We start from the raw sequence: 22896 nt of genomic DNA on the forward strand, positions 1-22896 counted from the left end.
AGATGTCGTCACGGGTCGGTCAGATGTTCGCCGTCCCGGCCGTGCTCGCCGTGACCGCCGGCGTCGTCACCAGCACACCGAGCCCGGCCCGCGCCGCGCCGAACGGGTGGGAACTGGCGGCGATGTCCGTGCCGGCCGCGAACAAGATCAGCAAGGGCGAGGGGATCACGGTCGCCGTCATCGACACCGGGATCCGCACCGACCACAGGGCGCTGCGCGGCCGAGCCACGGAGGGCACCGACTTCCTGGCCGAAACCGACCAGAACGAGTCGTGGTACGGCCGCCACGGCACGTCCATGGCCTCCAGCGTGCTGGATGTCGCACCGGCCGCCGGGGTGCTGGGCCTTCGCGCCATCCGCGACGATGAAGATCCGGACTTCCAGACCTGGCTTGAGCAGATGGAGAGCTACGGAGAGAACCCGGAGAAGGAGAAGCGCGAGGGGTTGGCCGTGGAGCGGGCGATCCGTGCCGCCACCGACCAGGGCGCCAAGGTGATCTCCATGTCGCTCGGCAGTGAGACGTCTTCCGGGTCCTATATTCATCGTGAAGCCGAGGCGATCGCGTACGCCCTGTCGAAAGGCGTGGTGGTGGTCGCCGGCGCTGGCAACTGGGGTGACGAGCAGAACGAGCTGGCCTACCCGGCCGCGTACCCCGGGGTGATCGCGATCGGCGCTGCCACCCCACAGGGCACCCGGGCGAAGTTCTCCCAGGTCCACAGCCATGTCGACGTCGTCACGCCCGGGGTGGAGATCTACTCCGCCAACATCGACGGCGGGCGCGAGAAGGTCCAGGGCACCTCGTCGGCCACCGCGCTCGCCGCAGGCGTCGCGGCGCTGATCGTGTCGAAGTACCCCGATCTGTCACCGCGCCAGGTCGAACAACTCCTTCAGCGGACCGCCTCGACCCACCGCAAGGGACACAACCCGCAGACCGGGTACGGCATGGTCGACGCCGAAGCCGCGCTCAAGGCGGCCGCCGGCCTGAAGCCGGGCAACGCCGTCCTGCCGGTCGGCAAGCAGGGCGCAGGCGGCCACTTCGGGCCCGGCGACGACGGCACCCCGCAGCGCATCGGGCAACCGTGGGACACGGCGTATCTCGTCATCAGCGGCATCGGCGGCGGGCTCGGCCTGCTCGGCCTGCTCGTCGGCCTGATCCTGTTCCTCGCCGGCCGCCGCGCCGCAGCGCGCAGCAGGCCACCGGCCCTCACGCCAGGTTGATCACCAGGGCGGCGAAGCGGTGGGCACCGCGTGGGGTGCCCACCGCTTTCGCCGCGCTGTCAGGTGAGCAGGAGGTTCTGTCGCATAAGGTGATCTGCTTCGCGGCGCGCTACCTTCTGCCCCGCTTCGTCAACAGCACGACCGCCACGGCAATGGCGCCGGTGACCGCCAGGCAGAGCACGCCTGCGATGAGTGCGAACAAGATCGAGCGTCCCATGACGGGGCAACTTACCGGATACCGTCGTGACAGGACGCAGCGGCACAGGGCGCGCAAACGATGAGAAAGCAGGAGGATTCGCGGCTGTCCCCGGTCAAGCGGCCGGCTCCCAGACGTACGCGGCGAGGGGCGGGTCGAGCGGGGCGTCGGTGAGCCGGTTGGCGAACGTTGAGATGGTGTACGTGCCGACGCCGAGCACCACGTCCAGCGCGTGCCGGGGCAGCCAGCCCTCGGCGAGGAAGGCGTTCAGCTCGTCGTCGGGCACGGCGCCCCGGTGGTCGAGCACGGCGAGGGTGAACCGGCGGAGCGCGTCGAGCCGCCGGTCGGGCAGGTCGGTGCCCGCGCGAAGCGCCGCGACCAGGTCGGGCGGGCCGCCGTGCCGGGTGAGGGCGGCGGTGTGCATGGCCACGCAGAGGTGGCACTCGTTGCGGGTGGCGACGGTCAGCACCACCACCTCGCGGGCGACCGGGTCCAGGTCGGTGGCCTCGAAGACGGCGTTGGCGGTGAGGAAGCCCTTGAGCAGCTCCGGGGATTCGGCCATCAGCGCGACGGCGCCGGGCAGGTGACCGAGCTTGCGGTGGACGCCCGCCATGGTCGCGCGGGCCTCGGCGGGCGCGGTGTCGGGGGTGTGTGCGGTGAAGACGCGTCGGGACATGCCAAGCCCTCCCAGGTACGATAGTCAACGTGGTTGACCAAATAGTAAACGTGGTTGTCGAACGTGGCAACGCCTGACCGCCCCGGCTTCGCGCTCCCGCTGCTCCTGCTCGCCGGCTTCCGTACGCTCATCGACGACCTGCACGCCGAGCTGGCCCGGCAGGGCCACCCCGACCTGCGACCGGTGCACGGCTTCGTCCTCCAGGCGGTCGGCGTGCCCGGCACCACCGCCGGCGAGCTGGGCCAACGCCTCGGCGTCTCCAAGCAGGCGGCGGGCAAGACCGTCGACCGGCTGGTGGCGCTCGGCTATCTGGAACGCGCCGACGACCCGGCCGACGCCCGGCGCAAGCTGGTCCGGCTGACCGACCGGGGGCTGGACGGGCTGCGCCGCTCCGCGGCCGTGTTCGACCAGCTCCGGGACCGCTGGGCTGCCACCCTCGGCGCCGACCGGGTCGCGGCGCTGGAGGACGACCTGCACGCGGTCGCCCAGCCGAACGTCTTCCGCCTCGACGTCCCCGGCTGGTTCGGCACCTGACCCGCAGCCTCAGCCGGCGTAGAGCCGAGCGGAGTCCACCAACACGACGTCCGATTCAGTCGACGCCACGCCGACCAACTCGTCGGTGAATCCTTCCGCGCTCGCCAGCACCAGGCGGGTGTGGGTGGTATCCACTCCGGGGCGGCGGACGAGCAACTCCCGGACGCGGCTCAACCGCTCCAGGTCCGCCTGGCCCAACCGCCGCCCCCACTTCACCTCACCGATCGCGAGCAGCGGACGTGGTCCGTCACCGAGCGGCGGCTCACCGAGCGCGACGAGATCCAGCTCGTGGCTGGTTCGGGTGGACGGGTCCGTCACGGTCGCGGCACTGGCCTCCGCGACGATGCCGTCGAAGACGTCCAGGTCGGCGAAACGGATGGCCCACTGCCGGACGATCTCCTCGAACCGGGGACCGAGGACCGCGCTGGTGTACCGGCGCTTCGACCGGCGCCAGACGTCCCCACCGCGGCGCTGTTCCAGCGCGGTCCAGGCGGGTCGCATGACGGCGTGGTAGAAGGTGATGAGCGGTTCGGTGATCCGGTAACTGCTGCGTCCACTCCGCAGCGGGTCCGGTTCCCGCACCAGTAGGCCGGCGTCCTCCAGCACGGTTAGTGGATGTTGCAGGTCGTTCGCCTTACGTCCGATGTAGCCGGCGATTCCACCACGACTGGCGTTGCCCTCGGCAACCGCCGCCAGCACGGAGTGGTAGAGCGCGGCATCCCGCAGATCAGGATCCTCGACGAGCAGATAGCGCGCCTCCCGGAACAACGGCCGCGCCGGGTTGAGGACGCCGCGCACCACCCAACTGTCGAAGTCGTCCGGGCCGCTCGGCGCGTCGTCCTGTACGTACTCGCGCCGGTAGGCCGGCGTCCCGCCCACGATGGAGAAGACCTTCACCGCCAGCACCGGGTCCTCGATGCCCCAGAACGCCGCGGCGGCCCGATAGTCCAGCGGCTGCACCGGTAGCTCCAGGCCCGCCCGGCCGCGCAGCGGGGCGGAACCCGCGAGCAGGCCACCCATGAAGGACAGGGCCGACCCGCAGAGCAGCAGGCGGGTACGGGACTCGGTGCGTTCTGGCCGTCCGGGCGTGAGGGCGTGCTGGATGATCGACGGGAGGTCCCGGGCGGCGCGCACCAGATACGGGAACTCGTCGATGACCACTGTCACCGGGCGCTCCCGCCCGAGGGCGAGCAGGGCGTCCACCGCCGCGCTCCAATCGGCCAACTGCACCGGCCCCGGCGCGCCCGTGTAGGCGCCGAGCGCCTCGCCGAGCCGCCGGAGCGACTCCACCGCCGTCGCCTCGGTGGCCCCGAAGTAGAAGCCCTTACTGGCTCGGGCCAGCTCGTAGAGCAGCAGTGTCTTCCCCTGGCGGCGTCGGCCGCTGACCACCCCCAGGGTCGCTCCAGGGCGCTCGTCAGCGGCGAAGCGGATCAACTCGGCCCACTCGACGTCCCGGTCGAAGATCCCCTGCGGCTTCGACAGTTGAGCCACGACGGCCACCACATTTCGTAGAACTACGGTTCTTAGAAGTGTAGTCCTACATTCTGCAGAGGTAGGAGTAGACAGGGCCTCCTCGTGGCGCGACGGTACGAGGATGAGTGACGCATATGTGGTGGGCGACCCGGACGGCCTCTCCCCGCTGCTGCGGGAGATCCGGGACGCGGTCGCCAGGGAGCTGCACGCCCAGCTGGCCATGCGGGCCGAGCGGATCGAGCTGGCCGACGTCCCCGAGATCGCCTACCAGGTGACGCTCGGCGTCGACCGGGTGCTCACCGGCCGACGCCCGACGGGGATCAGTTGACGCCGGCGTAGGAGTGCAGGCCGGTGAAGAAGAAGTTGACCCCGAACAGGTTCATCAGCATGGTCAGGAAGCCCAGGATCGAGATCCAGGTGGCCACGTTCCGCTTGACGCTCGGGGTGGCCCGGGCGTGCAGGTAGCCGGCGTACACCACCCAGGAGATGAACGCCCAGGTCTCCTTGGGGTCCCAGCCCCAGGCCCGGCCCCAGGCCGCCTCGGCCCAGATCGCCCCGGCGATCACCGCGAAGGTGAAGATCGGGAAGGCGAAGGCGTGCAGCGCGAAGGTCAGCCGCTCCAGGCCGGCCGCCGCCGGCAGCCGGCGGGCCAGGGTGTACGGGAAACTCCGCCGCCCCTGCTCCCAGCCGGCCCGCATCAGGAACGCCGCGGCCGGCACCACGCCCAGCAGGAAGATGCCGGAGGCGAAGATGATCGTCGACACGTGGATGATGAACCAGTACGACTGCAGCGCCGGCATCAGCGGCGTGACCTGCACGTAGAGCTTCAGCTCGGCGAACGCCAGCAGCAGCACCATGACCAGGGTCAGGAAGAGCCCGAGCCGGCGCAGCGCGGGGTGCCGCCAGAGCACCGCCAGCCAGGCCCCGGCCCCGATGAAGGTGACCGTCAGCACGAACTCGTACATGTTGCCCCAGGGCATCCGCTCGGCGGCCACGCCCCGGGTGACGACCGCGCCCAGGTGCAGCACGACGGCGAGCGCGGTGACCCAGCCGGCGATCCGCCCGGCGAGCACGGCTCGGGCGGCCAAGCGGCTGGGCCGGGTCTCGGCCGGGGCCGGTGCCGGCGCCGCCACGGTCCCGCCGGCACCGCCGACACCGGCGCCCACCAGCTCACGGGCCGGGGCGGCCGCCTTCGCCGCCACCGCGCGGGCGTTGCCGAGCGCGTACTCGACGGCGTGACTGATCATCGCGACCAGGTACGCCAGGATCGCGTACGTGACCAGCTGGTCGGAGAGTGCGGACATCACTCGACCCCTTCTCGCGCCCGGCCGGCGCGTCGCCCGTCGTCGCTGACCGCGGCGACGAGCTGCGCAAACTCGTCGGCGAACCCTGGATGCTCGGTGCGCGGCAGCCCACCGGCCTCCACCAAACTACTACCGCGCGTCGGAGATCCACCCTCGGGGGGCGAACCCCGGAACCAGACCCGCCGCCGTCGGGCGAAGAGCGAGCCCATCAGGCCGGCGAGCAGCGTCACGCAGGCGCCGAGCATCAGCGTCTGCCCGGGGGCGTGGCGGACCGCGATGGTGATGTAGGGCTTCGTGCCGACGAACTCCAGGGTGCTGCCGTCGTCCAGGGTCCACTTCTCGCCCACGGCCAGCTTCTTGTTGCCGATCTCCTTGAGCTTGCCGTTGTCGATCTGCCGCTGGTCGAGCTGGTAGACCGACCCGGGGATGCCGGCGTCCAGCCCGAGGTTTCCCCGGTAGGCCCGCAGGTTCACCGCCGGGTTGCGCTCCTCGGGGAACTGCGACGCGACGAACGGGGCACTCTCCGGAGCGGTGGGCAGGTAGAGCCCGTCGAAGGCGATCTGCTGGGCCGGGTCCCGCTGGCCGGTCCTGGGGTCGACGTTCGCGTCCGGGAACGCGGCCACCCCCTCCTCGGTCGCGTTCGCGTCGCCGGTGCGCAGGAACGGTGCTTCGCTGGTCTGGGTGTTGCCGTACTTGTCGGTGTACCTGAGGATCGGCGCGTACCCGTTGCCGAGCAGGTAGACGTTGGCCGAGCCGAGCCGCAGCGGCGAGTTCACCGAGAAGCCGGTGGTCCGCTCCGACCCGTCGGCCAGGTGGTCGACCTTCACCGTGGCCCAGAAGCGGGCGGCCTGCCCGGAGGCCAGGTAGTCCGCCTCGAACCGCTCCAGGGTGAGGCAGAACGGCGGCAGGTCGACGCTGTCCACCCGGGGGCCGAGCGTCGCCTCGGCGTACTGCTGCCGGGTGTTGCAGAAGGCGTTGTCCGCGCCCGCCACGAGGATGCGGTTGCCGTGCCAGCCGTACCAGGACCCGACCGCGACCCCGAGCAGGACGGCGACCAGCGAGACGTGGAAGAGCAGGTTGCCGGTCTCCTTGAGGTAGCCCTTCTCGGCGGAGACCTCGTTGCCGCGGACCGTGACCCGCCAGCGGCGGCGGCGCAGCACCGCCGCGATCGCCTCTGGGTCGGCGGCGGCCGGGGCCTCCAGCACCGCGTGCTGCGGCAGCCGCTCCAGGCGCTTCGGGGCGGCCGGCGGCCTCATCCGCAGCGCGCGGACGTGGTCACGGGCCCGGGGCAGGATGCAGCCCACCAGCGAGGTGAAGAGCAGCAGGTAGATCGCGGAGAACCAGACCGAGCCGAAGACCTCGAACATGCCGAGTTGGTCCAGGCGCGGGGCGAGGTCGGGGTGGTCGACGAACCACTGGTTGACCTTCTCCGGGCTGACGCCGCGCTGCGGGAGCACCGAGCCGGGGATGGCGGCGACGGCGAGCAGGAAGAGCAGGATCAGCGCGGTACGCATGCTGGTGAGCTGCCGCCACGAGTTGCGCAGCAGGGCCAGCACCGGGTTGACCCGCCGCCGGGGCGCGGGCGGGGCCGCCGGCCGGTCGTCCACGGTCGTCATCAGATGCTCACCTCGCCCACGCCCACGTGCGTCTGCAGCCAGATCACGAAGTTCTGCCAGCCGCCGGTGACCAGCGCCAGGCCGATCAGGATCAGCAGGGCGCCGCCGATCCGGGTGACCCACCGGCTGTTGCGCCGGACGGCGCGGAACACCCCGAGCAGGCGGCGGAAGCCCAGCCCGAAGGCGACGAACGGTACCCCCAGCCCGAGGCAGTACGCCACGGCGAGCAGCACCGCCCGGTCGGTCTTGCCCTCCGCCGTCGCTAGGCCGAGCACCGCGCCGAGCGTCGGGCCGGTGCACGGCAGCCAGCTCAGCGCGAAGACCGCGCCGAGCACCGGGGCGCCGAACAGCCCGGCGGCGGGCAGCCGGCGGATGCGGAACTCGCGCTGCAGCCCAGGGATCACCCCGAGGTAGCCGAACCCGAGCACCACGACCAGCGCGCCGATGACGATCTCCAGCGTGCGCTCGTGCTCGAAGAAGAGCCTGCCGACGCCGGAGAAGAGGATCGCGGTGGCGGTGAACACGGCGGTGAACCCGGCGATGAAGAGCAGCGTGCCGGCGAGCACCCGCCCCTTGACCGCCGCCACCGGCCGGGCCGCCGGGGGCGCCGCGACGGCCACCGCGCCGCCGGTCGGGCCGTCCGCCTCCGCACCGGCCACCGGCGCCCCCTCGGACCGGGTCCGGCCCTCCAGGTCGGCGCCGGCCAGTCCGGTGACGTACGACAGGTAGCCGGGCATCAGCGGCAGGACGCACGGGGACAGGAAGCTGACCAGCCCGGCGAGCGCCGCCGCGCCCACGGCCAGCAGCAGCGGGCCGGACTCGGCGAGCTGGCGGAAGGTCTCGCCCATCAGCGGGATCCGGACGCCGGCTGCTCGGCGGCGATCCGCTCGACGACGGGCCGCAGCCGGTCCTGGGTCACCGCGGCCCGGATCACGACGGCGATCCGCCCCTCGCGGTCCAGCACGACGGTGGCTGGGATGGTGTTCGGCGGGATGTCCAGGGCCAGTGCCAGCCGACTCGCCGGATCGAAGAGGCTCGGGTAGGTGACCCGGCCCTCCTCGAAGGCGATCGCCTTGTCCTTGCTGTCCTGCACGTTGATGCCGAGGAAGCTGACCCCGGACGCCTTGGTGGCCTGGTAGGTGGCTTCGAGGTCGTCGGCCTCGGCCCGGCAGGGCGCGCACCAGGAGCCCCAGAAGTTGACCACGACGACCTGGCCGCGCGCGTCGGCGACGTCGTACCGGCCGCCGGTGAGCAGGTCACCGGCGAGCTTGGGGGCCTTCGACCGCTGGTCGGGCGCGCACTCGATGACGCCGTTCTGGTCGGAGCAGCGGCTCTCCTGGCTTCCGGAGGAGCAGCCGACCAGCGCCGTACCGGCGGTGACGGCGGCGAGCAGGGCGGCGACGAGCCTCCGGGTGAGCATCAGGCCCCCTTGGCCGTCCGGGCGGTCGGCGAGATCGCGATCAGGTGGGCCGCCGGCTCGGAGTACCCGATGCCGACGATCTTGGCGCCGTCGAAGTGGAACGAGGTGAGGCTGGCCAGCCCGCACTGCCGCTTGCGCGGGTCGTGCCAGAGCCGCTTGCGCTCGACGTACCGGCGCAGCGTCCAGATGGGGAGCTGGTGGGAGACGAGCACGGCCTCGCGCCCCTCGGCGGCGATCCGGGCGGCGTGCAGCGCGGCGAACATCCGCTCGGCGATCGCCCGGTAGGCCTCACCCCAGGACGGGGTGACGGGGTCGCGCAGCACCCACCAGTTGCGCGGGTCGCGGAACGACCCGTCGCCCGGGGAGACCTTCTTGCCCTCGAACCAGTTGGCGCTCTCGATCAGCCGCTCGTCCACCCCGACCGGGAGACCGAACTGCGCGGCGATCGGCTCGGCGGTCTGCTGCGCGCGTTCCAGCGGGCTCGCCACCACGTGCACCACGGTCTTGTCGGCGAGCGCCTGGGCGGCGGCCTTGGCCATCTGGACGCCCAGCTCGGAGAGACGGAAACCGGGCAGCCGGCCGTAGAGGATGCCGTTCGGGTTGTACACCTCGCCGTGCCGCAGCACGTGGACCACCGTCTCGCTCACGACCTTTACCCCCCGTGTCCCGCCGCTGCCGCCGCCGTCGCCGCGCCCGGCAGGGCGTCGGCGATCTGCTCGAGGGCGGCGTCGTCGATCGCCGCCGACACGAACCAGGCCTCGAACGCGCTCGGCGGCAGGTAGACGCCGGCCGCGAGCATCGCGTGGAAGAACGCCTTGAACGCGGGCACCTGCTGGGTGCGGGCGCTGTCGTAGTCGACCACGTCGGCGTCGGTGAAGAAGATCGAGAACATGTTGCCCGCGGTCGACAGGCGGTGCGGGACGCCGGCGGCGGCCAGCGCATCGGTGGCGAGCTTGCCCACCACGGCGGCCGTCTCGTCCAGCTTCCGGTAGAGCGCGTCGTCGGCCAGCCGCAGCGTGGCCAGGCCGGCGGCGCACGCCAGCGGGTTACCGGAGAGGGTGCCGGCCTGGTAGACCGGGCCGGCCGGCGCCAGCCTGGACATGACCTCCGCACGCCCGCCGAACGCCGCGGCGGGCAGTCCGCCACCCATGACCTTCCCGTACGTCCACAGGTCGGCGTCGCTGGCGTCGAGGCCGTGCCAGCCGGCGCGGGAGACCCGGAACCCGGTCATCACCTCGTCGACGATGAGCAGCGCGCCGTACGCGTGGGCGATCCGGGCGAGCTGCTGGTTGAAGCCGTCGCGCGGGGCGACCACGCCCATGTTGCCGGCGGCCGCCTCGGTGATGATCGCCGCGATGTGCGGTCCCTCGGCGGCGAAGGCCTCCTCCACCGCACGGAGGTCGTTGTACGGCAGCACGATGGTGTCGCCGGCGGCCGCGCCGGTCACGCCGGGCGAGTCGGGCAGGCCGAACGTGGCCACGCCGGAGCCCGCGGCGGCGAGCAGCGCGTCCGAGTGGCCGTGGTAGCAGCCGGCGAACTTGATGATCTTCGCGCGGCCGGTGAAGCCGCGGGCCAGCCGGATCGCCGACATGGTCGCCTCGGTGCCCGAGTTGACCAGGCGGACCTGCTCGACCGGGGTGCGGTTGACGATCTCCGCGGCCAGCTCGACCTCGCCCGGGGTCGGCGTGCCGAAGCTGGTGCCGTACGCGGCGGCCGCCTGCACCGCCTCGACCACCGCGGGGTGGGCGTGGCCGAGGACCAGCGGGCCCCAGGAGCAGACCAGGTCGACGTAGCGGCGGCCGTCGGCGTCGAAGAGCCAGGGACCCTCCCCCCGGACCATGAAGCGCGGGGTGCCGCCGACGGCACGGAACGCGCGTACAGGGGAGTTCACCCCGCCGGGCACGATGGCCTTGGCGCGGTCGAACAGGGCCTCGGAGGCCGGCGCGTCGGCCGGGTAACGGCCGGATCCGGCGGAAATGGTCTCGGTCACGATGCCGCCATTGTGTCAGCGTCGGGCGGCTGATCAGCAGCCACCCCGCACGGGGGGTTACCGGGCTCACGCCGTCCGTCCGGCCGAGATCGACAGCAGGGGTGCCTCGACGGGCCGGGCGACCGAGATCGCGATAGGCTAACCGGGTGGATCGTGCCGAACTGTCCATCGCGATACACCGGTCGGGCGACGAAGCTGTGCTTCGCCTCGCTGGTGAGATCGACATGCTCACGGCCGCCCAGCTGTCGACTGTCGTCAATGAGGTGCTGACCGATGCGCCGCCGCGCATCGTGCTCGACCTCGGCGGGGTGACCTTCTGCGACTCGCAGGGGCTCGGCACGCTGGTGGTGCTGAGCCGCAAGGCCAGCCACGCGCAGAGCCTCCTGGTGCTCAGCAACGTCGGCGACTTCCTCCTGCGCGTCCTGGACATCACTGGCCTCCGCTCGGCCCTGATGATCCGCAACGAAACCGCCCCCTGACCCACCCGCGCGCCGGCGATCATGAGGTTGACGGCGATGTCGATCTCGCCAGGTGCCGCCAACCTCATGATCAACCTGGTTGGCCTCGTGGGTCAGGTGACGGGGGTGTCGCGGCGGCGGAAGGCCGTGAGGCCGGCGAGCGCGAGCAGCAGCGCCACGAGGGCCAGCACGTAGAGCGGGGTGGCGTTCCAGTGCTCCCGCAGCACCTGCGGGGTGTGGTTGAACGGGGAGAGGTCCAGCAGCCACCGGTCCAGCTTCAGCACGGCACCGAGCTGGCCGAGCAGCACGCAGACCGCGAGCACCGCCCAGGCCACCGAGGCGAGCCGGGGCAGCAGCCCGAAGAGCAGCACGGCGATCCCGGTCAGCACCCACGCCGCCGGCACCTGGGCCAGCCCGGCGCCGACCATCCGGGGCAGCTCCGCCGGCACGTCGTGCACGCTCAGCCCGTAGGTCAGGCCGGTGGTGAAGCCGGTCACGGCGAGCACCACCACCGGCCCGAGCAGCGCGAACGCCACGTGGGACAGCAGCCAGGTCGAGCGGTGCACACCGGTCGCCAGCAGCGGCTCGGCCCGCCCGGCAGTCTCCTCCGCCCGCATCCGCAGGGCGGCCTGGACGCCGTACCCGGCCGCGGCCAGGCCGGCCAGGCTCAGCGTGGCGCCCAGGTAGGCGTCGGCCAGCCCCGAGGCACCGCCGATCCGGGCCATGATCTCCTCCAGCTGCGGGTTGCCCTCGACGGACCGGCCGGCGGCCTGCGCCGCCCCGCCGAGGATCAACCCGAGCAGGCCGAAGCCGACCGACCACCAGAGGATCTGCCCGCGGTGCAGCCGCCAGGCCAGCCCGAACGATCCGGAGAGGGCCTGGCCGGCGGTGGCCGGCCCGAGCCGCGGCGGCAGCACCCCGGCCCCCAGGTCGCGGCGCACCGAGACCGGGTACGCGACCGCCGCGATCAGCACCGACGCGACCAGCGGTAGGGCCAGCACCCACCAGCGCTCCCCCTCGTACGGCCGCACCCGCGGCGCCCAGCCCAGCGGGGAGAGCCAGCTCGGCCAGTCGTGCGTGGCGGTGTCACCCAGCAGCCGGAGCCCGAAGGCGGCACCGAGCACCCCGATGGCGATGCCCCGCGCCCCGCCTGCCGTCTCGGTGAGCTGGGCGGCCAGCCCACCGATCGTGGCGAAGACGACGCCGGTCAGCGTGGCGGAGAGGCCGTACGCGTACGAGCCGGCCGCCGGCAGCCCGGTGGAGACCAGCCCGGCCGCGGTGAGCAGCCCGAGCAGCAGGTCGGCCGCGTACGTCACGAGCAGCGCGGCGGTCAGCCCGGCGTACCGGCCGAGCACCGTGCCGCCGAGCAGCTCCCGCCGGCCGGCCTCCTCCTCGGTGCGGGTGTGCCGGACGACGGTGAGCAGGCTGGCCAGCGCGATGATCACCAGCAGGAAGCCGGAGCGCTGGGCGGTCAGCGCGCCGACGCTGTCGCCGTACACCGGGCCGAGCAGCGCGACGATCGACGGGTTGCGGGCCGTGCCGGCGGCGTACGCGGCCCGGTCGGCGTCCGTCGGGAAGAGCTCGAAGAAGCTGGTCGCGTACGTCATCGGCAGGGCGGCGAGCAGCAGCACCCAGAGCGGGAGCAGGACGCGGTCCCGGCGCAGGATCAGCCGGGCCAGGTGACGGGTGCCGGTCAAGGTGTTCATCGGGTCGCCTCGGCAGGGGCCGGTTGGCCGGGGATCGCCTCGTAGTGCCGCAGGAACAGCTCCTCCAGCGTCGGCGGCTGGCTGACCAGGCTGCGTACGCCCAGCTCGGTGAGCCGGCGCAGGGCGGTGTCCAGGGCGGCCGAGTCCACGTCGAAGCGCACCCGGTTGCCGTCCACCCGCAGGTCGTGCACACCTGGCAGGTCGGCCAGCCCGTCCAGTGGCGCGGCGACCTCGGCGTCGATCGCGGTGCGGTGCAGGTGGCGCAGCTCGCCGAGGGTGCCGGACTCGACGGCGCGGCCGTTGCGGATGATCGTCACCCGGTCGCAGAGCGCCTCCACCTCGGCCAGGATGTGGCTGGAGAGCAGCACGGTGCGGCCGTCCTGCTTGGCCCGGCGGACCCAGTGCTGGAAGACCTCCTCCATGAGCGGGTCCAGCCCGGAGGTCGGCTCGTCGAGGATGAGCAGCTCGACGTCGGAGGCGAGCGCGGCCACCAGGCCCACCTTCTGCCGGTTGCCCTTGGAGTAGGCCCGGCCCTTCTTGCGCGGGTCCAGCTCGAAGGAGTCCAGCAGCTCGGCGCGGCGCTTCGGGTCCAGCCCGCCGCGCATCCGGCCGAGCAGGTCGATCACCTCGCCGCCGCTCAGGTTCGGCCAGAGGGTGACGTCACCGGGGACGTACGCGAGGCGGCGGTGCAGGGCGACGGCGTCCCGCCACGGGTCACCGCCGAGCAGCCGGACGGCTCCCGCGTCCGCCCGCAGCAGGCCGAGCAGCACGCGGATGGTGGTCGACTTGCCGGCGCCGTTGGGGCCCAGGAAGCCGTGCACCTCCCCGGCGCGGACGGTCAGGTCGAGTCCGTCGAGTGCCCGGGTCCGGCCGAAATTCTTCACCAGGCCGGACACCTCAATTGGGGTTTCCATACTTCGGAAGCTACGCTCGTTTCAGAAACTTGTGAAGACTGTGAGAGCTGGGGCACCATCGTCTTCACGACTTTTTAACGGGAGGAGCCACCGCCGATGCTTGACGCCCACCGTCCGACCCGGAACGAGGAAGGGGTCCACCTCTTCGTCGAGCGGATGGCGATGGCCTTCGCGGACGTCGGCTTTCCCCGGATGGCCGCCCGGGTGCTCTTCACCGTGATGAGCGCGGACGGCCCGCTGACCGCCGGCGAGATCGGCGAGCGGCTCGGAGTCAGCGCGGCGGCGGTCTCCGGCGCGGTCCGCTACCTGACCCAGTTCGGCATGCTGGTCCGCGAGCCGGTCAAGGGCTCCCGGCGGGACCACTACCGGATGCCGGACAACCCCTGGTACGAGGCCACCATCACCAAGACCGGCCTCTACAAGAACTTCATCGACATCGCCACCGGCGGCGTGGACGCGCTGCACGGGCGGGCCACCCCGGCCGGCGAGCGGGTGGCCGAGATGCTGGACTTCTTCGTCTTCGTACAGGAGGAGCTCGACACGCTCGGCGAACGGTGGCGCGCCCGGCGCGCCGCGGCGGGGCGCGGCGACCGGGCCGGCTGACGGCTCAGCCGGGGTTGCCCCAGCGGGCCTGCTCCAGGATGTCCACCGCGCGCTCCCGGGCCCCCGGGCCGTCGTCCGCGCGCAGCAGCGTCGTCGCCTCGTCCACCGCGTCGGTGAGCACCCGCCACTGGGCGTCCCGCTCCCGCACCAGATCGGACTGGGCGGCGAGCTGCCGGGTCTTCACCCACAGCTCCACGAAGACCGACACCTTGGCGCGCAGCACCCAGGGGTCGAACGGCTTGGTCAGGTAGTCGACCGCGCCCACGGCGTAGCCGCGCAAAGCGAGCTGGGCGTCCTTGTCCGCCGCCGTGAGGAAGATGATCGGCACGTGCCGGGTCCGCTCCCGCCGCTTGATGTGGGTGGCGGTCTCGAAGCCGTCCATGTCGGGCATCTGCGCGTCGAGCAAAATCACCGCGAAGTCGTCGACGAGGAGCTGCTTCAGCGCCGCCTCGCCGCTCTCCACCGCGACCGACTGCACCGGCAGCCCCTGGAGGATCGCCTCCAGGGCCATCAGGTTCTCCCGCCGGTCGTCCACCAGCAGCGCCTTGGCCGTCTGGGTCACGGGGTCTCCTCGCCTCGGCTCCGGCCGATCCAGGACGCCATCATCTCGATCAGCTCGTCCAGGTCCACCGGCTTGGTGATGTAGTCACTACCCCCGGCCGTGATCGCCGAATCCCGGTCACCGGGCATCGCCTTGGCGGTCAGGAACACGATCGGCAGGTCCACGAAGCGGTGGTTGCGCCGGATCTGCCGGGTCGTCTCGTAGCCGTCCTGATCCGGCATCATCGCGTCCATCAACACGATGTCCACCTCCGGATGCTCGGCCAACTGGCGGACGCCGTCCGCCCCGTTGTCCGAGTACAGCACGGTCATCCCGTGCAGTTCCAACGCGGAGGTCAGGGCGAACACGTTGCGGACGTCGTCGTCGACGATCAGGACGGTCACGCCCTCCAGCCGCCGGGCCGCCGGAGTCTCCTGCGGCTGCGGCAGCTCCATCGGCATGAGCAGCGACGACGGCAGGCCCGCGCGGCTCGGCGAGGGTGGCGCGGGTGCCACCACCGCGTCCGGTGCCAGCACGTCCGGTACGAAGAGGGTGAAGGTCGACCCCTGGCCGGGCGCCGACGACACGGTGATCGTGCCGCCGAGCAGACGCGCCAGGTCCCGGCTGATCGACAGGCCCAGCCCGGTGCCCCCGTACCGTCGGCTGGTGGTGCCGTCCGCCTGCTGGAAGGCCTCGAAGATCAGCGACAGCTTGTCGTCGGAGATGCCGATCCCGGTGTCGATCACCGTGAACGCGATCACCCGCCGGGCGTTGGTCAGCGCGGGCACGTCGAAGACCGCATTCTCGGCGGCCGGGGCGATCCGCAGCGTCACCGCGCCGTGGTCGGTGAACTTCACCGCGTTGGAGAGCATGTTGCGCAGGATCTGCTGCAACCGCTGGGCGTCGGTGACCAGCGCCGGGGGCAGGTCCTTGCTGATCCGTACCTGGAAGTCGAGGCCCTTCTCCTCGGCCTGCGGGGCGAACGCCTGCTCGACGTAGCCGCGCAGCTCGGAGAAGCGCACCTCGGTCGGCTCCACGTCCATCCGGCCCGCCTCGATCTTGGCCAGGTCCAGGATGTCGTCGATCAGGGAGAGCAGGTCCGAGCCGGCGCTGTGGATGGTGCGGGCGAACTCGGTCTGCTTCGGCGTCAGGTTCTGGTCCGGGTTCTCGGCCAGCAGCCGAGCCAGCAGCAGCAGCGAGTTCAACGGCGTGCGCAGCTCGTGGCTCATGTTGGCCAGGAACTCCGACTTGTACGCCGACGCCCGGGTGAGCTGCTGCGCCTTCTCCTCCAGGCCGAGCCGGGCCAGCTCGATCTCCCGGTTCTGGGTCTCGATGTTGGCCTTCTGCTCGGAGAGCAGCTTGGCCTTGTCCTCCAGTTCGGCGTTGGTGCGCTGCAACTCCGCCGACTGCTCCTGGAGTTCGAGCGCCAGCCGCTGCGACTGGGCCAGCAGCTCCTCCGTACGCCGGTTGGCCTGGATCGTGTTGACCGCGATGCCGATCGTGGTGACCAGCCGCTCCAGGAACGACAGGTGCAGCTCGGAGAAGGTGGTGACCCCGGCGAACTCGATCACGCCGAGCAGCTCGCCCTCGAACAGGACGGGCAGCACCACCAGGTCGGCCGGGGGCGTCTCGGCCAGCCCGGAGCGCAGCATCAGCCGCCCGTCGGGCTGGGCGCTGACCCTTATGGTCCGCCGGGAGAGGGCGGCCTGGCCGACCAGCCCCTCGCCGGGCCCGAAGGTCACGTCGTGCCCCCGCGCCACATACCCGTACGAGGCGGTGAGCCGCAGCCGCATGCTCCCCTCGGAGCTGTCCGCCAGGAAGAACGCGCCGAGCTGCGCGTCGACCAGCGGGGTCACCTCCATCATGATCATGCGGCAGACCTCGCCGAGGTCCCGCTGGCCCTGGAGCAGGCCACCGATCCGGGCCAGGTTGGAGTCCAGCCAGCCCTGCTCGGCGTTCTTCTTCGTCGTCTCCCGAAGGGTGACGATCATCTGGTTGATGTTGTCCTTCAGCTCGGCGACCTCGCCCTGCGCCTTGACGGCGATCCGCTGGGTCAGGTCGCCCCGGGTCACCGAGGTGGAGACCTGGGCGATCGCCCGGAGCTGGGTGGTCAGGGTCGAGGCGAGCTGGTTGACGTTCTCGGTGAGGTCGCGCCAGGTGCCGGAGACGCCCTTCACCTGCGCCTGACCGCCGAGCTTGCCCTCGGTGCCCACCTCACGGGCCACCCGGGTCACCTCGTCGGCGAAGGACGACAGCTGATCGACCATCGTGTTGACGGTGGACTTCAGCTCCAGGATCTCGCCCTGCGCGTCCACGGTGATCTTCTGGCTCAGGTCACCCTTCGCGACCGCCGTGGTGACCGAGGCGATGTTCCGCACCTGGCTGGTCAGGTTCGACGCCATCGAGTTCACGTTGTCGGTCAGGTCCCGCCAGGTGCCGGACACACCCTTCACCTGCGCCTGACCGCCCAGCTTGCCCTCGGTGCCCACCTCACGGGCCACCCGGGTCACCTCGTCCGCGAACGACGACAGCTGATCCACCATCGTGTTCACGGTGTTCTTCAGCTCCAGGATCTCACCCTGCGCGTCCACCGTGATCTTCTGCGACAGGTCACCCTTCGCCACCGCCGTGGACACCTGGGCGATGTTGCGCACCTGGCTGGTCAGGTTCGACGCCATCGAGTTCACGTTGTCGGTCAGGTCGCGCCAGGTGCCGGCGACGCCGCGTACCTGGGCCTGGCCGCCGAGCTTGCCCTCGGTGCCCACCTCACGGGCCACCCGGGTCACCTCGTCCGCGAACGAGGAGAGCTGGTCCACCATCGTGTTCACGGTGGACTTCAGCTCCAGGATCTCGCCCCGGGCGTCCACCGTGATCTTCTGGCTCAGGTCACCCTTCGCGACCGCCGTGGTGACCGAGGCGATGTTCCGCACCTGGCTGGTCAGGTTCGACGCCATCGAGTTCACGTTGTCGGTCAGGTCCCGCCAGGTGCCGGACACACCCTTCACCTGCGCCTGACCGCCCAGCTTGCCCTCGGTGCCCACCTCACGGGCCACCCGGGTCACCTCGTCGGCGAACGACGACAGCTGATCCACCATCGTGTTCACGGTGTTCTTCAGCTCCAGGATCTCACCCTGCGCGTCCACCGTGATCTTCTGCGACAGGTCACCCTTCGCCACCGCCGTGGACACCTGCGAGATGTTCCGCACCTGACTGGTCAGGTTGCCGGCGAGCTGGTTGACGTTCTCGGTGAGGTCACGCCAGGTGCCGGAAACCCCGCGTACCTGGGCCTGGCCGCCCAGCTTGCCCTCGATGCCCACCTCACGGGCCACCCGGGTCACCTCGTCCGCGAACGACGACAGCTGATCCACCATCGTGTTCACGGTGTCCTTCAGCTCCAGGATCTCGCCCTGCGCGGCCACCGTGATCTTCTGGGAGAGGTCGCCCCGGGCCACCGCGGTGGAGACCTGGGCGATGTTGCGCACCTGCGCGGTCAGGTTCGACGCCATCGAGTTGACGCTGTCGGTCAGGTCCTTCCAGGTGCCGGCGACGTTCGGCACCTCCGCCTGGCCGCCCAGCTTGCCCTCGGTGCCCACCTCACGGGCCACCCGGGTCACCTGCTCGGCGAAGAGCCGCAGGGTGTCGGTGAGCGAATTGAACGTGTGGGCCAGCTCGGCCACCTCGCCCTTGGCCGACACGGTGATCTTCTGCGACAGGTCACCCTTCGCCACCGCCGTGGCCACCTGGGAGATCGACCGCACCTGGTAGGTGAGGTTCGACGCCATGGTGTTCACCGAGTCGGTGAGGTCCTTCCAGGTGCCGGCGACCCCGCGTACGTCGGCCTGCCCGCCCAGCTTGCCCTCGGTGCCCACCTCGCGGGCCACCCGGGTCACCTCGTTCGAGAAGGACGAGAGCTGGTCGACCATGGTGTTTACGGTGCGGCCGATGCGCAGGTACTCACCGCGCAGCGGGCGACCGTCGATCTCCAGCGCCATGTGCTGGGACAGGTCGCCGTCGGCCACCGCCACGATGACCCGGGCGATCTCGGTGGTCGGCCGGCCCAGGTCGTCGATCAACGAGTTGATCGCCCGCTGCCCCTCCGCCCACGAGCCGTCCAGGCCCTCGTCGTCGAGGCGTTCGGTCAGCCGGCCGTCCCGGCCGACGATCCGGCTGATCCGGCGCAGGTCCAGGTGCTGCCGCTCCTGCAGCGACACGACGTCGTTGAAGGCGTCGGCCACCTCCCCGGCCAGGCCGGCCCGTCGAGGCAGCCGGACCTTGAGGTCGCCCCGGCGCACCTGCCGCAGCGCCTCGACGAGGTCACCGAGGAGCGCCTCGTGCTCGGGCGCGGACGGGTCCGCGGCTAGCGACTGTTTCGCCGTGGTCATCATTCCTCGCTCAGCTCGGGGCCAACCGGCTCGTGCCGACATCCCACCATTCTGCCCGCGGTAGGTCGAGGTGACGACCAGCCGACCCGGCGCGCCTCCCTCGCTTGACGGAGTGGCGCGGCGGGGGCGCTTGGCACCGGGGACGGCGGCGGTGGAGGATACGAAGGTGTCAGCGGAGGCGGGGCCCGCGATGGACGGCGGCGCGGACGAGCAGGTCCGGCGTGTCCGGCTCCCCGCCGACCGGCGTACGCCCGCCGCGGCCCGGGCGCTGGTCCGGTCCGTCCTCGGCGAGGCGGACCTGGACGAACTGCTCAACGAGGCCCTGCTGCTCACCACGGAACTCACCACCAACGCCATCGAGCACGCGCGCACCGAACTCGACATCGAGGTCGAAGCGGACAACGGGGGACTGACCGTCACGGTCACCGACTTCGCGTCCGGCCCGGTCGAGGAACTGATCGTCGGGGTACGCAACGTCAGCACCGAGATCGCCGAGGTGGCCGAGCGCGGGCGCGGCCTGCTGCTGGTGGACCACTTCGCCAGCCGGTGGGGCACCACCTACCTGCCCACCGGCAAGGGCGTCTGGTTCCGGCTCGACCGGCACGAGGTGGCGTCCGCCGCGCCACCGGCCGTGGCCGAGCACTACACGGCGGCCACCTCGGGCGAAGCGACGGACAGCGCCCCGAGCGCCGCCGCGATGAGCGAGCTGATGCAGACCACCCCCGACCCGTACGCGGACGACCCGCTGCCGGAGTTCGCCAACGGGCTGCTGGCCCGGCTCGCCGAGATGGTGGGCGCGGCCGGCGGCGTGGTCCGGCTGGACCGGGGCGACGGGCAGGGCACCCAGGTGCTCGCCCGGTACGGCCGGCAGCCCCGGGCGGGCAACGAGCTGCTCCGGGTGCCGCTCGCCGTGCACCGGCCGTACGCCGGTGAGCTGGAGCTGGACGCGGCGCCGTCGGCGTACGCCCGGCCGCTCGCGGTGCTGGCCGCCGAACGGCTCTCGCTACACCTGGAGAACGACCGGCTGCGCCGGGCGGACGTCCGCCGGTCGGCCTGGCTGACCTTCCTCGCCGAGGCGAGCGAGCTGCTCGCCCAGTCCCTCGACGTCGAGCTGACCATGGCGCTCATCCCGCAGCTGGTGGTGCCGCGGCTCGGCCAGTGGTGCGCGGTGCACACCACCGACGAGTGGGGGCGGCTGCGGCTCGCCGCGTGCAGCCACGCCGACGAGTCGGTGCTGCCGCAGCTGCACCGCGTGCTCGAGGAGACCGGACCGGACTCGATCCAGGCCCGGCTGCGGGAGGCGACCCGGAGCGCCGCGCAGGTGCCGCTCAGCGGGCCGATGGAGGGATTCGCCGTACCGCTGATCGCCCGCGGGCAACGGCTCGGCACCCTGGCCGTTGGCCGCCACCAGCGGCATCGGCACGACCCGGACGAGGTCTCGGTGCTGGAGGACGTGGCCCGCCGGGCCGCCCTCGCCATCGAGAACGCCCGCATCCACGCCGAGCGCCGACGGGTGGCCCAGACCCTCCAGCAGTCGCTGCTGCCGCCGGTGCTCCCGGTCGTCGAGGGCATCGGCTTCGCCGCCGAGTACGTCCCGACCGGCGACGATGCCGACGTCGGCGGCGACTTCTACGACGTGGTCCCGCTGCAGGACGGCCGGTGGCTGGTGGTCATCGGGGACGTCTCCGGCAAGGGCGTGCAGGCGGCGGCGGTGACCGGTCTGGTCCGGGACGTGATCCGGGTGCTGGTCGGCGACGGCAAGCCGCTGCCGGAGGTGCTGGGACGACTCAACGAGACGCTGGTGGAGCGCGGCAGCGGCCGGTACTGCACGCTGGCGCTGGCGGCGGTCGGGCCGGGTGAGGGCGGCCAGCTCGACGTGTCCCTGCACCTGGCCGGGCACGACCGCCCGGTACTGCTGCCCGGTGGCGGTGGGGCGGCTTTCGTCGGCACCGGCGGTACGGCGCTCGGGCTGCTCGACTCGATCACCACCCCGACGGCCGAGATCACCCTCGGCCGGGGTGACGCGCTGATCTTCTACACCGACGGGGTCACCGAGCGCCGGCGCGGCCGGGAGCTGTTCGGCACCGAACGGCTGCGCGAGTCGGCAGCCCCGCTGGCCGGCTACTCCGCCGACGTGGTCGCGGCCCGGCTGCGCGCCACGGCGATCGGCTTCTCCGTGGAGGCCCCCCGCGACGACATCGCCATCCTCGTCCTCCGCAACGACACCCTCTGACCGCCGCCCCTGGCGGCGTTGACCAAGAGGTTTGCGTCCGGCGCGGGCCGCCGGATCCGGACGCAAACTCCTTGATCAACGAGAGCGGGGCCGGGGGTCAGAGACCGCCGGGGAGGCGGCCGGGGGCCAGGCGGTGGTGGGGGTCGAGGTGCGCCTTCGCCGTGCGGAGGCGGGGCAGGGTGGGCAGCTCACCCCACAGATCGACGGCGCGGCGGACCGGGGCCGGGGCGGACACCACCACGCAGCGGCCCCGCCGGGCGAGAAGCACCCCACGGACGGCCGCGAGGATCGAGGCCACCCGGTCGGGGGCCAGCGAGCCGGGCAGCGCGGCGTGCACCGTGCCGACCCCGGCGGAGCCCCGGACCGGCACCGGGCTGCCGGCCGCGTCGCGCAGCGCGTAGACCGCCGCGTGCAGGTCGTTGATGGGCACCTCGATCTGCAGCGCGGTGTCGCCGGGGGCGAAGGGGTAGCGCCCCCACCACTCCGGCGCCGCGTGGCTGACGACCGCATCGCCGCCCAGCACCGCGGTGAGCCGCTTGGCCCGCTCCGCGACGTCCGCCGGGCCACCCTCCAGCAGTACCACCAGGCTGCCTACGGCGGCCGGCCGGGTGGCTCGCCCGGTCAGCGCCGGGTGGTCGGGTCGCCCGGCGACCGACGGGTGCGACGGGGAGACCCGCCGGCGCGGCAGCGGCACCGGTACGGGCAGGTCCAGCTCGACGGCCGCCGGGTCGAGCCGCGCGGCGAGCACCGCCCGGACCAGGTCGTGCACCTCCAGCGGGGTCCAGACCGGCCGGGACACCCAGACCCGGCTGGCCGGCGCGGCCTGCACCCGCAGGGTGGCCGAGACCAGCACGCCCAGGCCACCCTGCGAGCCGCAGAGCAGCCGGGCCACGTCCAGCCCCGGCAGGTCGCCCGTGCCGAAGATCGCCGCGGCACCGCCGCCCGGCCCGCCGGCGGGCGCCGCCGAGCCGCCCGCCCGGTCGCGAGCCGTCGGTGCCGCCCGGCCCAGCGACGCCGTCCCGGATTCGCCGACGCTGACGAGTTCGCCGTCGGCGTCCAGGTAGCGCACCCCGACGAGTTGGGCGCACGGGCTGCCGTGCCGGAGCCGGAGCGGGCCGGCCTCGTCGGCGGCGAGCACCCCGCCCAGGGTCGCCCCCGGGGAGGGCGCGTCGACCGGGAGGCGCTGGCCGGTGCGGTCCAGGGTGGCCTGGACCGCCCGGAGCGGGGTGCCGGCGCCGATCTCGGCCACCCCGGAGCCCTGCGGTTCGTGCCAGACCCCGGCGAGCCGGCCGGTGTCCAGCATGATGTCGACCTGCGCCGGGGCGGCACCCCAGTCGATCTTCGTGCCGGCGCCGCGCGGCACCACCGTCAGATCGTGCGCGGCGGCCAGCCGCAACACCTCGGCGGCGGCGTGCGGGCCGCCCGGCACCGCCACCCAGCGGGCCGTCCGCCCGGCCACCTCGTCTGCCGGGCCGGCGAACCGGGCGAACGGCGGGCCGCAGATCTCGGCCAGGCGCCGGGTGATGTCGAGGGCTCCGGGACGATGGGTGGAACTCGCTGCAGCCGCCATGGCGGTCATCGTACACATGTTCGAAAGACTCGGCGGCAAGTTGCCGGATCCGACCGAGCGCAG

Annotated in this window: 20 protein-coding genes; 7 read left to right on the top strand and 13 right to left on the bottom strand. The window is 72.3% G+C overall.

Features of this window, described 5'->3' with window-relative positions; translation table 11 throughout:
* Window positions 1-2 precede the first annotated feature (2 nt).
* Window positions 3-1217: a S8 family peptidase gene (locus tag A6A27_RS09365; protein WP_073834227.1), complete on the top strand. Its 1215-nt coding sequence runs from the start codon at window positions 3-5 to the stop codon at window positions 1215-1217.
* 35 nt (window positions 1218-1252) lie between these two features.
* Window positions 1253-1498, top strand: a complete 246-nt coding sequence (locus A6A27_RS45550; RefSeq protein WP_073834156.1) for a hypothetical protein — start codon at window positions 1253-1255, stop codon at window positions 1496-1498.
* A gap of 30 nt (window positions 1499-1528) precedes the next feature.
* Here A6A27_RS45550 and A6A27_RS09375 read toward each other — a convergent pair whose 3' ends face one another.
* Window positions 1529-2089, bottom strand: coding sequence for a carboxymuconolactone decarboxylase family protein (locus A6A27_RS09375; protein ID WP_073834157.1), 561 nt, complete (start codon window positions 2087-2089; stop codon window positions 1529-1531).
* A 63-nt stretch (window positions 2090-2152) separates the two neighbouring features.
* Here A6A27_RS09375 and A6A27_RS09380 point away from each other — a divergent pair, with 63 nt between their 5' ends.
* Window positions 2153-2623, top strand: coding sequence for a MarR family winged helix-turn-helix transcriptional regulator (locus tag A6A27_RS09380; protein WP_073834158.1), 471 nt, complete (start codon window positions 2153-2155; stop codon window positions 2621-2623).
* A gap of 9 nt (window positions 2624-2632) precedes the next feature.
* Here the strand turns inward: A6A27_RS09380 and A6A27_RS09385 are convergent, their stop codons facing one another.
* Window positions 2633-4114, bottom strand: a complete 1482-nt coding sequence (locus tag A6A27_RS09385) for an AAA family ATPase (RefSeq protein ID WP_241825185.1) — start codon at window positions 4112-4114, stop codon at window positions 2633-2635.
* Window positions 4115-4217: 103 nt separating this feature from the next.
* Here A6A27_RS09385 and A6A27_RS09390 point away from each other — a divergent pair, with 103 nt between their 5' ends.
* Entirely contained in the window at window positions 4218-4424 is a 207-nt protein-coding gene (locus tag A6A27_RS09390; protein ID WP_073834159.1) for a hypothetical protein, read from the top strand.
* On the opposite strand, the gene ccsB is transcribed toward A6A27_RS09390, so the two are convergent.
* From ccsB to hemL, 6 genes are read right to left on the bottom strand one after another with little or no spacing between them, the layout of a single operon-like run.
* Window positions 4417-5400 (bottom strand): c-type cytochrome biogenesis protein CcsB, encoded by a 984-nt coding sequence (gene ccsB / locus A6A27_RS09395; RefSeq protein WP_073834160.1) that lies wholly within the window; start codon window positions 5398-5400, stop codon window positions 4417-4419. The genes A6A27_RS09390 and ccsB overlap by 8 nt on opposite strands.
* Complete coding sequence (gene resB, locus A6A27_RS09400) at window positions 5400-7016, bottom strand: cytochrome c biogenesis protein ResB (RefSeq protein WP_073834161.1); 1617 nt, start codon at window positions 7014-7016, stop codon at window positions 5400-5402. Before resB ends, ccsB begins: the two co-directional genes overlap by 1 nt.
* Entirely contained in the window at window positions 7016-7864 is an 849-nt protein-coding gene (locus tag A6A27_RS09405; protein WP_073834162.1) for a cytochrome c biogenesis CcdA family protein, read from the bottom strand. The genes resB and A6A27_RS09405 overlap by 1 nt, the downstream gene beginning before the upstream one ends.
* Window positions 7864-8436: a TlpA family protein disulfide reductase gene (locus A6A27_RS09410; protein ID WP_073834163.1), complete on the bottom strand. Its 573-nt coding sequence runs from the start codon at window positions 8434-8436 to the stop codon at window positions 7864-7866. The genes A6A27_RS09405 and A6A27_RS09410 overlap by 1 nt, the downstream gene beginning before the upstream one ends.
* On the bottom strand, window positions 8436-9083 hold the full coding sequence (locus A6A27_RS09415; protein ID WP_073834164.1) for a histidine phosphatase family protein: 648 nt from the start codon (window positions 9081-9083) through the stop codon (window positions 8436-8438). Before A6A27_RS09415 ends, A6A27_RS09410 begins: the two co-directional genes overlap by 1 nt.
* Window positions 9084-9088: 5 nt before the next feature.
* Window positions 9089-10426 (bottom strand): glutamate-1-semialdehyde 2,1-aminomutase, encoded by a 1338-nt coding sequence (hemL, locus tag A6A27_RS09420; protein ID WP_073834165.1) that lies wholly within the window; start codon window positions 10424-10426, stop codon window positions 9089-9091.
* A gap of 146 nt (window positions 10427-10572) precedes the next feature.
* Between hemL and A6A27_RS09425 the strand changes: the two genes are divergently transcribed.
* Window positions 10573-10905 carry an STAS domain-containing protein gene (locus A6A27_RS09425; protein ID WP_073834166.1) on the top strand — a complete coding sequence of 111 codons (333 nt, stop codon included), beginning with the start codon at window positions 10573-10575 and terminating at the stop codon, window positions 10903-10905.
* A gap of 92 nt (window positions 10906-10997) precedes the next feature.
* Here A6A27_RS09425 and A6A27_RS09430 read toward each other — a convergent pair whose 3' ends face one another.
* Together A6A27_RS09430 and A6A27_RS09435 are read right to left on the bottom strand one after the other, a co-directional pair.
* A complete protein-coding gene (locus tag A6A27_RS09430; RefSeq protein ID WP_073834167.1) occupies window positions 10998-12590 on the bottom strand; it encodes an ABC transporter permease in 1593 nt (530 codons plus the stop codon).
* Window positions 12587-13504 carry an ABC transporter ATP-binding protein gene (locus A6A27_RS09435; RefSeq protein ID WP_073834168.1) on the bottom strand — a complete coding sequence of 306 codons (918 nt, stop codon included), beginning with the start codon at window positions 13502-13504 and terminating at the stop codon, window positions 12587-12589. Before A6A27_RS09435 ends, A6A27_RS09430 begins: the two co-directional genes overlap by 4 nt.
* Window positions 13505-13600: 96 nt before the next feature.
* On the opposite strand from A6A27_RS09435, the gene A6A27_RS09440 reads away from it, so the two are divergent.
* On the top strand, window positions 13601-14107 hold the full coding sequence (locus A6A27_RS09440) for a GbsR/MarR family transcriptional regulator (protein ID WP_073834169.1): 507 nt from the start codon (window positions 13601-13603) through the stop codon (window positions 14105-14107).
* 4 nt (window positions 14108-14111) lie between these two features.
* On the opposite strand, the gene A6A27_RS09445 is transcribed toward A6A27_RS09440, so the two are convergent.
* Entirely contained in the window at window positions 14112-14669 is a 558-nt protein-coding gene (locus tag A6A27_RS09445) for a response regulator (RefSeq protein ID WP_073834170.1), read from the bottom strand.
* Entirely contained in the window at window positions 14666-19033 is a 4368-nt protein-coding gene (locus A6A27_RS09450) for a HAMP domain-containing protein (protein WP_443189958.1), read from the bottom strand. The genes A6A27_RS09445 and A6A27_RS09450 overlap by 4 nt, the downstream gene beginning before the upstream one ends.
* A 163-nt stretch (window positions 19034-19196) precedes the next feature.
* Here A6A27_RS09450 and A6A27_RS09455 point away from each other — a divergent pair, with 163 nt between their 5' ends.
* A complete protein-coding gene (locus tag A6A27_RS09455) occupies window positions 19197-21263 on the top strand; it encodes a SpoIIE family protein phosphatase (protein ID WP_073834171.1) in 2067 nt (688 codons plus the stop codon).
* Between the two features lie 97 nt (window positions 21264-21360).
* Here A6A27_RS09455 and A6A27_RS09460 read toward each other — a convergent pair whose 3' ends face one another.
* Window positions 21361-22833, bottom strand: a complete 1473-nt coding sequence (locus A6A27_RS09460) for an FAD-binding oxidoreductase (RefSeq protein ID WP_241825187.1) — start codon at window positions 22831-22833, stop codon at window positions 21361-21363.
* Window positions 22834-22896 lie beyond the last annotated feature (63 nt).

The organism is Micromonospora sp. CB01531 (assembly GCF_001905095.1).
Taxonomy (GTDB): domain Bacteria; phylum Actinomycetota; class Actinomycetes; order Mycobacteriales; family Micromonosporaceae; genus Micromonospora.